The 13,794-nt window shown below is 70.0% G+C and carries 12 protein-coding genes and 1 pseudogene; 5 read left to right on the top strand and 8 right to left on the bottom strand.

Translation table 11 applies throughout. The annotated features are described in order from the left end of the window. Window positions 1-114 precede the first annotated feature (114 nt). The gene (gene dacB / locus E8P82_RS12520; RefSeq protein ID WP_136455340.1) at window positions 115-1,560 is read right to left on the bottom strand and encodes a D-alanyl-D-alanine carboxypeptidase/D-alanyl-D-alanine endopeptidase; all 1,446 of its coding nucleotides are present in this window, start codon (window positions 1,558-1,560) and stop codon (window positions 115-117) included. A gap of 188 nt (window positions 1,561-1,748) precedes the next feature. Between dacB and E8P82_RS12515 the strand changes: the two are divergent. Next, a pseudogene (locus E8P82_RS12515) lies at window positions 1,749-2,219 on the top strand (inorganic diphosphatase); the annotation flags it as partial. 140 nt (window positions 2,220-2,359) lie between these two features. Next, window positions 2,360-2,995, top strand: a complete 636-nt coding sequence (locus tag E8P82_RS12510; RefSeq protein ID WP_136455337.1) for a hypothetical protein — start codon at window positions 2,360-2,362, stop codon at window positions 2,993-2,995. Between the two features lie 33 nt (window positions 2,996-3,028). Here E8P82_RS12510 and gdhA read toward each other — a convergent pair whose 3' ends face one another. The 3 genes from gdhA to serS form a co-directional block, all read right to left on the bottom strand. Further along, the gene (gene gdhA, locus E8P82_RS12505) at window positions 3,029-4,363 is read right to left on the bottom strand and encodes an NADP-specific glutamate dehydrogenase (protein WP_136455335.1); all 1,335 of its coding nucleotides are present in this window, start codon (window positions 4,361-4,363) and stop codon (window positions 3,029-3,031) included. 143 nt (window positions 4,364-4,506) lie between these two features. Further along, a complete protein-coding gene (locus tag E8P82_RS12500) occupies window positions 4,507-5,343 on the bottom strand; it encodes an HAD family hydrolase (RefSeq protein ID WP_136455334.1) in 837 nt (278 codons plus the stop codon). 50 nt (window positions 5,344-5,393) lie between these two features. Further along, complete coding sequence (serS, locus tag E8P82_RS12495; protein WP_136455332.1) at window positions 5,394-6,674, bottom strand: serine--tRNA ligase; 1,281 nt, start codon at window positions 6,672-6,674, stop codon at window positions 5,394-5,396. Window positions 6,675-6,741: 67 nt separating this feature from the next. Here serS and E8P82_RS12490 point away from each other — a divergent pair, with 67 nt between their 5' ends. After that, complete coding sequence (locus tag E8P82_RS12490) at window positions 6,742-7,875, top strand: diacylglycerol/lipid kinase family protein (RefSeq protein WP_136455330.1); 1,134 nt, start codon at window positions 6,742-6,744, stop codon at window positions 7,873-7,875. On the opposite strand, the gene E8P82_RS12485 is transcribed toward E8P82_RS12490, so the two are convergent. The 4 genes from E8P82_RS12485 to E8P82_RS12470 form a co-directional block, all read right to left on the bottom strand. After that, window positions 7,872-8,186: a hypothetical protein gene (locus E8P82_RS12485; protein WP_136455329.1), complete on the bottom strand. Its 315-nt coding sequence runs from the start codon at window positions 8,184-8,186 to the stop codon at window positions 7,872-7,874. The two genes, E8P82_RS12490 and E8P82_RS12485, sit on opposite strands and share 4 nt — an antisense overlap. A 106-nt stretch (window positions 8,187-8,292) precedes the next feature. Beyond that, window positions 8,293-9,267 carry a DNA topoisomerase IB gene (locus tag E8P82_RS12480; protein ID WP_136455327.1) on the bottom strand — a complete coding sequence of 325 codons (975 nt, stop codon included), beginning with the start codon at window positions 9,265-9,267 and terminating at the stop codon, window positions 8,293-8,295. Between the two features lie 80 nt (window positions 9,268-9,347). Then, window positions 9,348-10,286 (bottom strand): prephenate dehydratase, encoded by a 939-nt coding sequence (gene pheA / locus E8P82_RS12475; RefSeq protein ID WP_136455326.1) that lies wholly within the window; start codon window positions 10,284-10,286, stop codon window positions 9,348-9,350. Continuing rightward, entirely contained in the window at window positions 10,283-10,609 is a 327-nt protein-coding gene (locus tag E8P82_RS12470) for a rhodanese-like domain-containing protein (RefSeq protein ID WP_136455324.1), read from the bottom strand. Before E8P82_RS12470 ends, pheA begins: the two co-directional genes overlap by 4 nt. Window positions 10,610-10,751: 142 nt before the next feature. Between E8P82_RS12470 and E8P82_RS12465 the strand changes: the two genes are divergently transcribed. Both E8P82_RS12465 and E8P82_RS12460 read left to right on the top strand, forming a co-directional pair. Then, window positions 10,752-12,146 (top strand): amidase, encoded by a 1,395-nt coding sequence (locus E8P82_RS12465; RefSeq protein ID WP_136455322.1) that lies wholly within the window; start codon window positions 10,752-10,754, stop codon window positions 12,144-12,146. A 44-nt stretch (window positions 12,147-12,190) separates the two neighbouring features. Beyond that, complete coding sequence (locus E8P82_RS12460) at window positions 12,191-13,654, top strand: peptide MFS transporter (protein ID WP_136455321.1); 1,464 nt, start codon at window positions 12,191-12,193, stop codon at window positions 13,652-13,654. The last annotated feature ends 140 nt before the right edge of the window (window positions 13,655-13,794 follow it).

Genomic DNA, 13,794 nt, shown 5'->3' with positions numbered 1-13,794 from the left:
CTATTCGATCACATCCCGCGGACAGGTCCACGCGGGAGAGCGCGAAACGGGGCGGGAGGTGCCACTGCGTGTCCGGAACCGCGTGTCCGGAACCAGATGCAGCAACCGGGGTGCTCAGCGGCAGCCGCACGTGGACAGAACCGCCGCAGCGCCGTCGGCCGCGGACCGGGCCTCGGCCGTGTTGCCGTCGAGTCCCGCGGCGAGGAAGGAGAACACGAGCAGGCGGCCGTCGACGGTGACCGTGTAGCCCGACAGGGCCGTGACCGCGTTCAGCGTCCCGGTCTTGGCGCGCACCACGCCGGCACCCGCGGCGGAGGCAGAGCCGGAGGCACTCTCGGATGCGCTGAACCGCTCGGTCAGGGTTCCCGTGGCGCCTGCGATCGGCAGCGATCGGGCGACCGCTGCCAGGGAAGGGTCGGCGCTCGTGGTGATGCCGCGGATCAGTGCCGCCAGCTGCTCCGGGGACACGGCGTTCTCCACGGACAGGCCCGCCGCGTCACCGATCAGCAGTCCCTCGACCGGCACACCGAGAGATGCCGCGACAGCGGTCAGGGCCTGTGTGGCCCCGTCGAAGGACGCCGGCCGGCCACTGCCGAGGGCCGCGATGCGGGCCAGCGCCTCGGCGAGGTAGTTGTCGGAGGCCTCGAGCATGTGGCGTACCTGATCCTGGAGCGGTGCCGACTCCACGGCGGCGAGGAGTGCGGCGTCCCGGGGTGCGCTCTCCCGCTGCACGCCGGTGTTGCTCGTGCTGCCTGTGCTGCCTGTATCGATCGTGATGCCGCGCTCGGCAGCCGCCGCGGTGAGCGCGGCCACGAACGTCCCGGCGGCGTCGAGGGCTGCGTCCTGCGAGTGCGGCCCTCCGGCCCACCCCTGCCCCGGCCCGGCGGGGTCGACGGCGAGGGCATGCACCGGCGCGATCTGCCCGGCATCGATGTCCCCCTGGGCCCAGGTGGGGTTCAGGGCCGGGCCGACGAAGAGGCTGTCGTCGAGACGCACCTCGTACGGGCCGGAACCGGGAGCGAGCGCCTCGGCCGCCTCCCGGGCGAGTGTGCCGAGTCCGGCCCGCCCGACGACGGCGTCCGGCGCCGAGTCCCCGGCCCCGAGGAGGACGTCACCACCGCCGTGCAGGTAGAGGACGCCGGGCCGGGCGCCGGAGAGCAGGACCGACGTCGTCAGCCGGTCTCCGGGCTCGGCGTACGTCAGGGCCGCGGCGGCGGTGAACACCTTGATGTTCGAGGCCGGTGCCTGCAGGCGCCCGGCGTCCCGGGAGAAGAGCACGCTGCCGTCGCTGGGATCGACGACCGTCCCGGCGAAGTCCCCGGGGCCCTCGAGCCGGAGTGCGGTCCCGAGCTGCATGGCGAGCGTGGCCGGATCGGGGCCCGGCGCCGACGCGGACAGCGGCGTCACGACGTCGGGCACGGGAACCGTCGCCGGCACGAGCTGCTGGGCCGGTACGACCGGTGGCGGCCCGGACGGGGCAGGATCCACGACGGCCGGCACCACGATCGACCCGACCAGGAGCAGCAGGAGCCCGGCCAGCAGGGCGAGCGGGCGCGTCATGGTGTCCTTTCGCGAGGTGTCGCCGGTCGGCGCCCGACGTCGTCGAACGTGTCCGGAATGACCCAACACGGCTGTCGGCCGGATACCCCGGTACCGGCGGCCGACGGATATGTTGGGAGCTGACGACTACACACTAGACCGGCTCGGCGCTGCCGCCGCCCGGCACCGACCGATCCCCAGGAGTTGCCATGAAGCTCGACGTGACCATCGAGATCCCCAAGGGTTCACGCGTGAAGTACGAGATAGACCATGAGACACACCGGTTGCGCCTCGACCGCGTCCTGTTCACCTCCATGCAGTACCCCACGCACTACGGCTACTTCGAGAACACCCTCGGAGAGGACGGCGATCCGCTGGACGCTCTCGTGATGCTGCAGGACTTCGACCTGGTCCCGGGGGTCCTCGTGGAGTCCCGCCCTATCGGTGTGTTCAACATGACCGACGACGGCGGCGGGGACGCGAAGGTGCTCTGCGTTCCGGTCGATCCCCGTTTCGCCCACATCCAGGAACTCTCGGACGTCCCCGATTTCCTGCTCGAGGAGATCAAGCACTTCTTCGAGAGGTACAAGGATCTCGAGCCGGGCAAGTGGGTCGAGGCTGCCGACTGGGCGGGCCGCGAGGAGGCGGAGGCGGAGGTCGAGGCCTCCCTCAGGCGCTTCAGGGAAATCGGAGAGGGCAGCGAGGAGGACCAGCCGCAGGGCCGCGACGTCGACGTCGAGGCGGACAACGCCACCGACACACCGGCCCCCGAGGGCCGCTAGCCGGATCCGCGACATCTCCCGCGCTCCGTGCCGGCGTCATGCACTTCGTCCTGACCATCAACCAGCGTGATTCCCGCGAGGTCGGGGATCTCGTCGACGAGCTCCTCAGGGCACTGCGCTACCTGCCGACCGTGGTCCCGTTCCAGCGGTCGGTGGGGGACGAGGTACAGGGGGTCGTGGATTCCGCGACGACCGCGGTGGACGCCGCACTGCGTGCCCTGCGGTCCCGCCGATGGCACGTGGGGATCGGCGTCGGCGGACTCACCCCACCGGTGCCTGAGCGGATCGTGGACGCACAGGGGTACGGGCTCGTCCACGCGCGGCGCGCCGTGGAGCGTGCCCGGAAATCAGGGGAACGGATTCCGCTGGCCGTCGAGGGTCCCGACGGCGAGATCGCGGCGGAGGCCGAAGCCGTCCTGCGTCTCCTCGGGCAGATCGTCCACACGCGTACCGACGCCGAGTGGACGGTCCTGGACCTGCTGACCCCGGGCGCCCGGGGTCAGCAGAAGTACGTCGCCGAGGAGCTGGGCGTCACTGCGCAGGCCGTGAGCCGCGCCGTCGTCCGCTCCCACTGGACGGAGGAATGGGCAACGCGGCCCGCGGCGGCCCGCCTGCTCGATCTGGCGCACGGACCGGCCGAACTCCCGGGTGCGAGCCCGGCCTACCGGCCGTGACGTGAGCCGGCAGGCCGTACGGACCGGGCCGGCTCAGATCACGCCGAGGGCGAGCATGGCGTCCGCCACCTTGACGAACCCGGCGATGTTCGCACCGGTCACGTAGTTGCCCGGCGCACCGTACTCCTCCGCCGTCTGCGCACACCGTTCGTGGATGCCGACCATGATCTCCTCGAGGCGGAGTTCCGTGTACTCGAAGGACCACGCGTCCCGACTGGCGTTCTGCTGCATCTCGAGCGCAGACGTGGCCACCCCGCCCGCGTTGGCGGCCTTGCCCGGACCGAAGAGGACGCCCGCCTCCTGGAAGAGCGAGACCGCAGCGGGCGTAGCGGGCATGTTGGCGCCCTCGGCGACGGCGACCACTCCGGACTCCACGAGCCGCTTGGCCGCCGCATCATCGAGCTCGTTCTGCGTGGCGCACGGCAGGGCGACGGTGGCGGGCACGTCCCACACCGAGCCGTTGTCCACGAAGACGGCGCCGCGCCGCTCGGCGTACTCGCTGACCCTGCCGCGCTCGGTCTCCTTGATCTGCTTGAGCAGCTCCGTGTCGATGCCGCGCTCGTCCACCACGTAGCCGGAGGAGTCGGAGCAGGTCACCACCGTCGCGCCGAGGGCCTGCGCCTTGTCGATGGCGTACACGGCCACGTTGCCCGAACCCGAGACCAGCACGCGCTGGCCCTCGAGGCTCTGGTTCTTCGTGGCGAGCATCTCGTTGGCGAACAGGACCGTGCCGAAGCCGGTGGCCTCGGGCCGCACGAGGGAACCGCCCCACCCCATGCCCTTGCCGGTGAGGACGCCGGACTCGTAGCGGTTGGTGATCCGCTTGTACTGGCCGAAGAGATAGCCGATCTCGCGCGTCCCCACACCCATGTCCCCGGCAGGGACATCCGTGTACTCGCCCAGGTGCCGGTAGAGCTCGGTCATGAAGGACTGGCAGAACCGCATGACCTCGCCGTCGCTGCGGCCGCGGGGGTCGAAGTCCGACCCGCCCTTACCGCCGCCGATCGGCATTCCGGTCAGGGCGTTCTTGAAGATCTGCTCGAACCCGAGGAACTTCACGATCCCGAGATTGACCGACGGATGGAACCGCAGCCCGCCCTTGAACGGGCCGAGCGCGGAATTGAACTCCACGCGGAAGCCGCGGTTGATGCGCACCTGACCGGCGTCATCGACCCACGGCACGCGGAAGATGATCTGCCGCTCCGGCTCGCAGAGCCGCTCGAGGACGGCCGCCGCCTCGAACTTCGGGTGCTTCTTCAGCACCGGGGAGAGCGAAGCGAAGACCTCGTCGACGGCCTGGTGGAATTCGGCCTCGCCGGGATTACGGCGGAACACTTCCGCCCTGATGGTCTCGAGCTCGACTGTCATGGTGCCCTCCGCATATCTGGTGCCCGGGCGATATTGCCCTCGGGAAGAGTACTGCGAAGTACGGACCGGATCATAAAGAGATTAAGCAACCCCGACATCTACGGCGGCCGTGCGCCGCGCTCCCGGGCCGGGCCAGGGAGTCGTCAGACCAGGGAGCGCAGCACCTTGGCGGCGCCGTCGTCGTACACACTGCCCGTCACCTCGGAGGCGACCGCCCGGACCTCCTGGGGTGCCTGCCCCATCGCCACACCGCGGCCGGCCCACTGGAGCATCTCGATGTCGTTACGGCCGTCTCCCACGGACACCGTGTCCTCGGGTCGTGTCCCGAGCCGCTGCCTGAGGACCTCCAGGGCACTGGCCTTGGTGACACCCGACGCCGCGATGTCCAGCCACGCCGTCCAGCCGACCGAGTAGGTGACCCCGTGGAGTCCGATCGAGGCCACGGCATCGCCGAACTCCTCGGCCGAGGAGTCGGTGCTGAAGACGACCACGCGAACCGCACGGCTCGCGAGCATCTCCTCGAAGTCCACGCTCCGGGTCTCCGAGCCGAAGCTCGCATCCTGGAAGCTCTCGGTCGCGAGGAATCTGCCGTGATCGTCCTCGAGAGCGTACTTGGCGGTCGGCAGTCGCTCGCGCAGTGCGGAGAGGGCAGGGGCGGGATCGAAGGTGATGCGCTCGAGGACCTCGAACCCCTCGGGGAGCCCGGCGTCGATCCGCAGCGTGACCCCGCCGTTCGAGCAGACCGCGTGACCGCGGGTGATCCCGAGCAGGTGGATCACCGGAAGCGTGGCGCCGAGGGACCTGCCGGTCGCGATGATCACGTCGTGTCCGGCCTCGACGACGGCCTGCGCGGCGTCGCGTACCTCCTCGGTCATCGAGCCGTCGTGGTCCACGAGCGTGCCGTCGACGTCGAGCGCTACGAGGTAGTTCCTGGTGTTCTCCTGCTGGTCATCGTTGCCAGCACTGATCAAAGAGGTCATACTCCAGTGAACCAGACCCCACTGACGCCTGCATGCGGGCGCGCGGAGCCTCAGAGGACCGGGAGGAGTTCCAGCCCGTTCATATACGGGCGCAGCGCCGCGGGCACCGTGACCGAGCCGTCGGGGTTCTGGTGGTGCTCGAGGATCGCCACGATCCAGCGCGTGGTCGCGAGCGTGCCGTTGAGCGTGGCGACGGCCCGCGTGCCCTTCTGGCCCTCGCCGTCCTGGCGCTCGCGGATGTTCAGCCGCCTGGCCTGGAACGTGGTGCAGTTCGAGGTGGAGGTCAGCTCGCGGTAGTCATTCTGGGTCGGGACCCAGGCCTCGCAGTCGAACTTGCGGGCGGCGGACATCCCGAGGTCGCCGGCAGCCGTGTCGATGACGCGGTACGGGAGCTCGACCTTCGCGAGCATCTCCTCCTCCCAGGCCAGCATGCGCTCGTGCTCGGCCGCGGCGTCCTCCACCGTGGTGTAGGTGAACATCTCCACCTTGTTGAACTGGTGCACGCGAATGATGCCGCGGGTGTCCTTCCCGTGCGAGCCGGCCTCCCGGCGATAGCAGGAGGACCACCCGGCGTACCGGAGGGGACCGGCGGTGAGGTCGATGATCTCGTCGGAGTGGTACCCGGCCAGCGCCACCTCGGAGGTCCCGACCAGGTACAGGTCGTCGTCGGCGAGCCGGTAGATCTCGGCGTCGTGCGCTACGTCGAAGCCCGTGCCCTGCATGATCTCGGGGCGAACGAGCGTTGGGGTGATCATCGGCGTGAAGCCCGACTCGATCGCCTGGTCGAGCGCCATGCGCAGCAGGGCCACCTCGAGCCGGGCACCGACACCCTTGAGGAAGTAGAAGCGGGAACCCGAGACCTTCGCACCGCGTTCCATGTCGATGGCCCCGATCAGCTCACCGAGTTCCAGGTGGTCGCGGGCCTCGAAGCCCTCGGCGCCGAAGTCGCGTGGCGTCCCCACGGTCCTGAGGACCACGTAGTCCTCCTCGAGGCCCTCGGGGGCGCCGTCCTGCACCAGATTCGGCAGGGCGCGCAGGAGTGCGTCCTGCTCCGCGGAGGCGCTCTCGGCGTCGGCTGCCGCACTCTTCACGGCCGCCGCCAGGTCCCTGACCTCCGCGAGCAGGACCTGCTTCTGCTCGCCCGAAGCCTGTGCCACGCGCTTGCCGAAGGCATTCTGCTCCGCCCGGAGCCTCTCGTAGGAGGTCACGGCGTCACGGCGGCGGGTGTCCGCGGCGAGAAGGCCGTCGACCATCGACTCCTCCGCCCTGCGGGCGCGCTGGGAGGCTCGGTACTGCTCGGGATTCTGGCGGAGGTCGTTGACGTCGATCACACCGACAAGACTACCGAAAGCCCGCCGTCCGTCCGCCGCAGCCCGCGCCCGCTAGGGTGGGGGGACCATGCGCCGTAACCTGCTTGCCGCAACGGCCGCTGCATCCGCTGCCGCCGCGTCCATCCAGTCCTACTGGTCCGTGCGGCGGCTGCACCAGAGACCGGCGCCCACCGCATCCGTGAACCGGCCCGTCCGGGTTGCCGCAGGACCCGCGCAGGTCGCCCTGGTGATCAATCCGTCCAAGCTGCACGCCGATACCACCCGCCGGCTCGTGATCGATGCGTGTGCGGAGGCCGGCTGGGAGCCTCCGCTGATCCTCGAGACGACCGTCGAGGACCCCGGGACAGGGCAGGCGGAGCGCGCACTCGCGGCGGGGGCCGACGTCGTCCTCGCCGCCGGAGGTGATGGGACGGTGCGGGCCGTGGCGAGGGCCCTGGCCCACCGACCCGCGGCGCTCGGCCTGCTGCCGCTGGGCACCGGGAATCTCCTGGTGCGCAATCTGGGTCTTCCGTACAACGACATCGCCGGCTGCCTCCGCCTCGCCCTGCACGGGTACGAGCGCCGCATCGATCTGGGCCTGATCACGCTGAGCGACGAGCAGAGCGGGGCCGGCTCCGAGCACGTCTTCCTGGTCATGGGCGGGGCGGGCTTCGACGCGAGCGTGGTCACGGACGCGAAGCAGGAGCTGAAGGAGCGTTTCGGCTGGCTCGCCTACAGCGAGGCCGGGGTGCGGCACCTGCCGGGCCGGCGCCGCCGGATATCGATCAGCCTCGACGGGGGGCCCCCGCAGAGCCGGAAGGTGCGCAGTCTGCTGGTGGCCAACTGCGGGAAGTTGCCTGCGGGTGTGGACTTCGTCCCCGATGCCGTGATCGACGACGGCTACCTGGACGTGGTGGTACTCAGTCCCCGCAGCCTGCTCGGCTGGGTCTGGATGGCCGCGAAGATCCTCCTGCGCCGCCGCGGCGGCATTCCCGTGCTCAGCTACTACCGCGCGAAGCAGATCTCCGTCCGTTCCGCCGAGCCGATCGCCACCCAGCTGGACGGCGACGCGTCAGGCTCCATCACCTCGTTCACGGCAAGGGTCGATCCGGCTGCACTGCTGGTCCGGGTGCCGCAGTCGGCTCCAGGACCAGCAGGCTCCTCGACCGGCCAGCGACGCTCGTCGCGGTGGGCTCCGGAACGGATCCCGCTGCGCTCCTAGCGGTCGCGGTCGGTGTACTCGCCCTGGCTCTCCGGCTCGTCGATACGCGCCGTGTCCTTGTCGGTGTACTCGCCCTCCTCGGCGGGATCCTGCGCGGAGGTGTATCCGCCGGAGTCGCCCTCGACATCGGCGCTGGTGTAGCTGCCTTCCTCCTGACCCGGTTCCGCCTGCTCAGTGATGAGCCGCTGCTCCTCGGCGAAGCGGAGATCGTTGCCCTGGTCGCCGGCGTCGCCCGGCCGGTCGGGATCCGACGTCGACGCGCGGCCCGCGTCGGGATTCACGATGTGTCCTTCATGAGCGTTCTCGGTCATGATGCTGCCTTTCGTCGGGGGATGCGCTTCCTGAGCGCCCATGGCAAGCGTACTGAGGATCGCGGCCGTGACAAACGCGCGCTGCCCTGGGAGCCCACCCGGGAGCTCAGTCGCGCAGCAGCTCCTGTACCGCTTTCTCCGAGGCGGAGTAGGTGGTGATCGGGATGACTTCCCCGGCCATGAAGCGGTCCACGAGCCGCGGGTCCACGTAGGAGGTCCTGGCAACGGTGGGCGTGTTCCCGAGATGGTCCGCCACCGCCTTCATGGTGGCGGTGACGGCTTTCTGCCGTGCGGTGCGGCTCGTCGCCGACAGGTCCTGCCGGGACAGTGACATGGCGGCTACGACCGTGGCCTGCCAGGTACGGAAGTCCTTCGCTGTGAACGGCCCGCCGGTGACCTGGCGGAGGAACTCGTTGAGCTGGGAGCCGTCCACGTGGTGCCAGCTGCCATCCTCCGCCTGCCACGCGAGCACGGTGTCGGCGTCCTCGCGCTCCAGCATGGGTCGCAGGGCCGCCGCGAGATCCTCGTCCTCCAGACGCGTGTCCCAGTGCTGGCCGCTCTTGCCGGGGAAGTCGAAGGTGATCACGTCCCCCTCCACGGTGCAGTGCTCCACGAGCAGCGTGGTGACGCCGAAGGACCCGTTGGCCTCGGCGTACTGGGCCGAGCCGATTCGCAGGGCTCCGGCGTCGACGATCCGCAGGGCAGCCGCGAAGGCCCGCTCGCGGCCCACCCCCTCGCTCCTGAGGTGCTGGGTGATCGCACGGCGCGCACTCGTGAGTTTCGCGCCGAAATCGAGGGCGCGATCGAACTTCTCGCGGTCCTTCTGCTCACGCCACGAAGGATGGTAGAGATACTGGCGCCGGCCGGCCTCGTCGGTGCCGATCGCCTGGACGTGCCCGTTCGGGTAGGGGGCTATCCACACGTCCTGCCAGGCCGGCGGAATGACCAGATCCTTGATGCGCCCGATCTCCTCCCGGTCCCGCAGAAGGCTTCCGTCCGGGGCGCGGTAGCTGAAACCCTTCCCGTGGCGACGGCGGGTGATACCGGGTCTGCGCGTATTGCTCCGGCGCAATCGAGCCATCGTGGACCGGCCTTCCGGGAGGGGTGGACATCGGTCCACAGCCTACTGCGCTCATGCGTCCTCCGACCGGCGGGGTGTCGTCAGCGCCCGTCGAGGATCGTGCCGAGCCACTCGTCGGCGGCAGTGAAGGCGTCGTCGGACGTGTGCCGCTCGACGGCGGGTGAGCGGCGATCCGCCCGCGCATAGGATCCGAGGAAACGCAGGCCCGGACTGATCCGGTGCAGTCCCTTGAGCGCATCGGCCACGCGTGCGTCCTCGACATGACCGTCGGCGTCCACGCTGAAGAAGTAGTCACCCAGGAACTGCCCGGTGGGCCGGGATTCGATCCTGCTCAGATTCACGCCGCGCGCCGCGAACTGATCCAGGATCTGCATCAGCGCCCCGGGGTGATCCACGGGCAGGGGGATCACGAGCGTCGTCCTGTCCGCACCGGTGCGCGGCGGGAGCGCTCCGGGTCCGCCCACCAGGATGAAGCGCGTCACGGCGTCGGAGATGTCCCCGATGTCCTCCCCCAGGACGGCGAGCCCGAGCCGACCCGCCACGAGGGGGGAGCAGATCGCGGCATCGAAGCCTCCTTCACCCGCTGCCAGGTCCCGGGCAGCGGCCGCGGTCGACGAGGACGGGACATATTCTGCGTCACGTACATGTCCGTCGACCCAGGCCCGGCACTGGGCCCAGGCGTGGCCGTGTGTCGCAATACGGCGGACGTCGGCGAGCGCCGTACCCGCTCGTGCAGCGAGCACGAAGGTGATGGGCACGAGTTCCTCGCGCACGATCCGCAGTGGATCACCGACGGCGATCGAGTCGAGCGTGGCGCTCACCCCGCCCTCGACCGAGTTCTCGATGGGCACCATGGCAGCATCCACCGCGCCGGACCTGACGGCGTCGAGCGCCGAACCGACGGTCGACGCCGGGACCCGGCGTGCGTGCCCGGCCCCCGGCACCTTCAGGAGGGCAGCCTCGGTGAAGGTGCCCTCCGGCCCGAGATAGGAGTAGGAGGGGACGTCCGCACCGTTCACAGGACGGTCGGCTCTCCGTCCGACTCCGACACCATGGGCCTGCCCTCGTCCAGCCAGGCACCCATGCCGCCGTTGACGTTGATGGCGGTGTAGCCGTGGCCCTCGAGCCACTGCGTCGCCCGCTGCGAGCGTCCCCCGGTGCGGCAGATCACGTGCAGGGTCTCGTCGGGATCCAGCTCCTCCACGCGGGCGGGAAGCTCGTCGAGCGGGATGTGCAGTGCGCCGTCGATGTGCCCTGCCTCCCACTCGTAGTCCTCTCGGACGTCGAGGATGCGCGCACCCTCGGGAACAGCGGTCACCGGTACACTCTCGAATTCGCTCATGGATCCACCTTTTCACGCTCTGCCGCACCGACGCCATGTCCGCCGTCGGTGGCGTTGCCGTGCATGCCCCGCCTGCCCGGACCGACCCGGGTGAGCGGCTTCTATAGTGGTCCTTGTCCTCTCCTCAACCGACTGGAGTCCCATGGCCGATCTGCACGAACTCTCCGCCCTGGCCCTCCAGGACGCTCTCGCCCGTGGGGCCGTCAGCGCGCGGGAGGTGACGGAGCACTTCCTGCGCCGCATCGACGCACTGAACCCCGACCTCGGTTCGTTCATCACCGTCACGCATGACCATGCGCTGCGCGCCGCCGACCACGCCGATCGACTGCGCTCCTCCGGGGCGGCCCTCGGCCCGCTGCACGGCATGCCGCTGGCGCACAAGGACCTGACCGACGTCGCCGACGTCCGGACCACGCTGGGCACTGCCGCACTCGAGCCGTCGATCGCGGCGAAGGACGCGCCACTGGCTGCGGTCCTGCGCCGCGCCGGAGCCATCAGTCTCGGCAAGACGCAGGTCCCCGAATTCGGTCTGAGCTGCTACAGCGAGAACCGCCTGGCGCCTCCGGCCCGCAACCCGCTCGACCGAGAGCTCAGCCCGGCCGGCTCCTCGGGAGGCAGCGCCGCAGCAGTGGCGGCCGCAATGCTCCCGTTCGCCCCCGGCACCGACGGCGGCGGGTCGGTCCGCATCCCGGCGGCTGCCACCGGCCTGGTGGGACTGAAACCGAACCGGGGCCGTGTCCCCTCCGGGTCGGGACAGGCGGACCTCGGGCAGTTCGTCGTCGCCGGGCCTCTCGCCCGCTCCGCGGTGGACGCCGGAATGCTCCTCGACGCGCTGGTCCACGAGCCGAGCTACCGTCCCACGAGCGCCGCCTCGCGGTATCCGGGCTCGTTCACCGACGCAGCCCTGCGCGCCGAAGGCCGGTTCCGCATAGGGCTGAGCACCGTCTCGCCGTTCTCCACCGCGATGGACATCGGGCTGGACAGCGCCGCCGTCGACGCCGTCCGCGCCGGGATCACCCTGCTGCAGAACGCGGGCCACGACCTCGTCGACACGGATCTGACGTACGACAGCCGCTATCACGAGGCCTTCCAGCTCGTGTGGACGGCGTCACTGGCGACCCTGCCGATCCCCGCCGAACGGGAGAACCGCCTGACGGACATCACGCGGGTCCTCCGCGGTCGCGCGCTGAGGAGAAGTGCTGCCGATCTGGCGGGCGCGGTCGACGTCCTGCGCGCCTTCGAGCAGGAGACCATCCGGCAGTACTCGGCCTACGACATGATCCTGACCCCGGCCGTCGCCATGTCGCCGCGCCCCATCGGCTGGTACACGGACGCCGACGGCGATACCGACTACGAACGGCAGTGCCAGTACTCGCCCTACACCTCGATGGTCAATGTCTGCGGACTGCCGGCCGTGACGATACCCACCCTGACTCTCCCCGACGGGGTCTCGATGAGCGTGCAGCTCATCGGCCGCCCGGGCGAGGAGGCGCACCTGCTCGCCGTCGCCGCCCAGCTCGAGGCCCTACGCCGGTAGCCCGCACGCTTGCTTCGCCTCCCGCCGGGCGGGACCATTGACTGATGAGCACCTCCCAGCAGACCGCAGCCCCCGGTGGCAGGACATTCCTCGGTCACCCACGGATGCTCGCGAATCTCTTCAGCGTGGAACTCTGGGAGCGTTTCTCGTTCTACGGCATGCAGGCCCTGCTGCTGTACTACATGACGTATTCCCTCGCGGACGGCGGACTGGCCTTCGCCCCGGGCACGGCCGCCGGGTTGGTCGGCGCGTACGGTGGCGGGGTCTATCTCTCCACCATCCTGGGCGCCTGGGTCGCCGACCGCATCCTGGGATCCGAGCGCGTGCTCTTCTTCTCGGCGGTCATCATCATGTGCGGCCATATCGCCCTCGCCCTGCTGCCGGGCGTGGTGGGGTTGTCCATCGGCCTGATCCTCGTGGGTGTCGGCTCGGGCGGCCTCAAGGCCAACGCATCCTCGCTCGTGGGGACGCTCTACGAGCCCGGTGACACCCGCCGTGACGCAGGCTTCTCCATCTTCTACATGGGCATCAACATCGGCGCCCTCGTGGGGCCGCTGCTGACGAACCTGGCGTGGGACGCGTACGGCTTCCACGTGGGCTTCGGGCTCGCCGCCATCGGCATGGCGGCCGGACTCATCCAGTACTCCGTGGGGCGCAGGCGCCTGCCCGCCGCCGCGCACGAGGTCGAGGATCCCCTGCCGCGGGCGTCGTACCCGCGGTGGATCGGTATCGCCGTCGGGGTCCTGGTGCTGCTCGGCGTCGCCGTCGCCACCGGGCTCCTGAACGCCGACAATCTGGCGAGCATCATGGCGTACACCGCGATCGCCGCCACCATCGCCTACTTCGCGGTGATCCTCTCGAGCCGCAAGGTGAGCGCCGTCGAACGACGCCGGGTGTACTCGTTCATGCCGCTCTTCCTGGCCAGCGCCGCATTCTGGTCCCTGTTCCAGCAGCAGTTCACCGTCGTGGCGCTGTACTCGCAGAGCCGCCTCGACCGGACCATCCTCGGATGGGAGATGCCGCCGGGCATGGTGCAGTCCATCAACCCCATCTTCATCATCGTCTTCGCCGGGATCTTCGCGGCGGTGTGGACACGTCTGGGCAAGCGTCAGCCCTCGTCGCCCGTGAAGTTCTCCCTCGGTCTGATGGTCATGGGCCTGGCGTTCCTCGCGTTCATCCCGTTCGCCGGAGGCGGGCCGAACAGCACACCGCTGATAGCCCTCGCCGGCATCCTGCTGCTGTTCACGTGGGCGGAGCTGTTCATTTCGCCGATCGGGCTCTCCGTCACCACCAAGCTGGCACCCGAGGCGTTCCGCACGCAGATGCTGGCCTTGTTCTTCCTCTCCATCTCGCTCGGCACCACGGTCTCCGGACTGCTGGCAGGCTTCTACTCGGCGGAGACGGAGGTCCCGTACTTCGCCTTCAGCGGGATCGCGGCCATCGTGCTCGGCGGAGCCCTCCTGGCCGGAGCCCCCGCCATCCGGAAGTCCATGAGCGGCGTCGGGTAGCTCAGGGGTCGCGCCCGCGGCCCGGCCGTCCCGGACTCGGGGTCTTCCGCTCCATGTCCCGCTGATGAGACGGCGCGTCGTGGCGCGACACGCCCTTTGAGGCTCCAATCACCCCGGAACCGGCCCCGGCGTCGTGCTCT

Origin of the sequence: Arthrobacter echini (genome assembly GCF_004803505.1) — a bacterium.
GTDB classification, from domain to species: Bacteria; Actinomycetota; Actinomycetes; order Actinomycetales; family Micrococcaceae; genus Arthrobacter_D; species Arthrobacter_D echini.
This window is presented reverse-complemented; position numbering and strand designations above follow the sequence as displayed.

What these genes read in the sequence shown, in the direction of transcription:
- dacB (WP_136455340.1), bottom strand. Translation starts at nt 1,560, where the DNA reads ATGACGCGCCCGCTCGCCCTGCTGGCCGGGCTCCTGCTGCTCCTGGTC.
- E8P82_RS12510 (WP_136455337.1), top strand. Translation starts at nt 2,360, where the DNA reads ATGCACTTCGTCCTGACCATCAACCAGCGTGATTCCCGCGAGGTCGGG.
- gdhA (WP_136455335.1), bottom strand. Translation starts at nt 4,363, where the DNA reads ATGACAGTCGAGCTCGAGACCATCAGGGCGGAAGTGTTCCGCCGTAAT.
- E8P82_RS12500 (WP_136455334.1), bottom strand. Translation starts at nt 5,343, where the DNA reads ATGACCTCTTTGATCAGTGCTGGCAACGATGACCAGCAGGAGAACACC.
- E8P82_RS12490 (WP_136455330.1), top strand. Translation starts at nt 6,742, where the DNA reads ATGCGCCGTAACCTGCTTGCCGCAACGGCCGCTGCATCCGCTGCCGCC.
- E8P82_RS12485 (WP_136455329.1), bottom strand. Translation starts at nt 8,186, where the DNA reads ATGACCGAGAACGCTCATGAAGGACACATCGTGAATCCCGACGCGGGC.
- E8P82_RS12480 (WP_136455327.1), bottom strand. Translation starts at nt 9,267, where the DNA reads ATGGCTCGATTGCGCCGGAGCAATACGCGCAGACCCGGTATCACCCGC.
- E8P82_RS12470 (WP_136455324.1), bottom strand. Translation starts at nt 10,609, where the DNA reads ATGAGCGAATTCGAGAGTGTACCGGTGACCGCTGTTCCCGAGGGTGCG.
- E8P82_RS12465 (WP_136455322.1), top strand. Translation starts at nt 10,752, where the DNA reads ATGGCCGATCTGCACGAACTCTCCGCCCTGGCCCTCCAGGACGCTCTC.
- E8P82_RS12460 (WP_136455321.1), top strand. Translation starts at nt 12,191, where the DNA reads ATGAGCACCTCCCAGCAGACCGCAGCCCCCGGTGGCAGGACATTCCTC.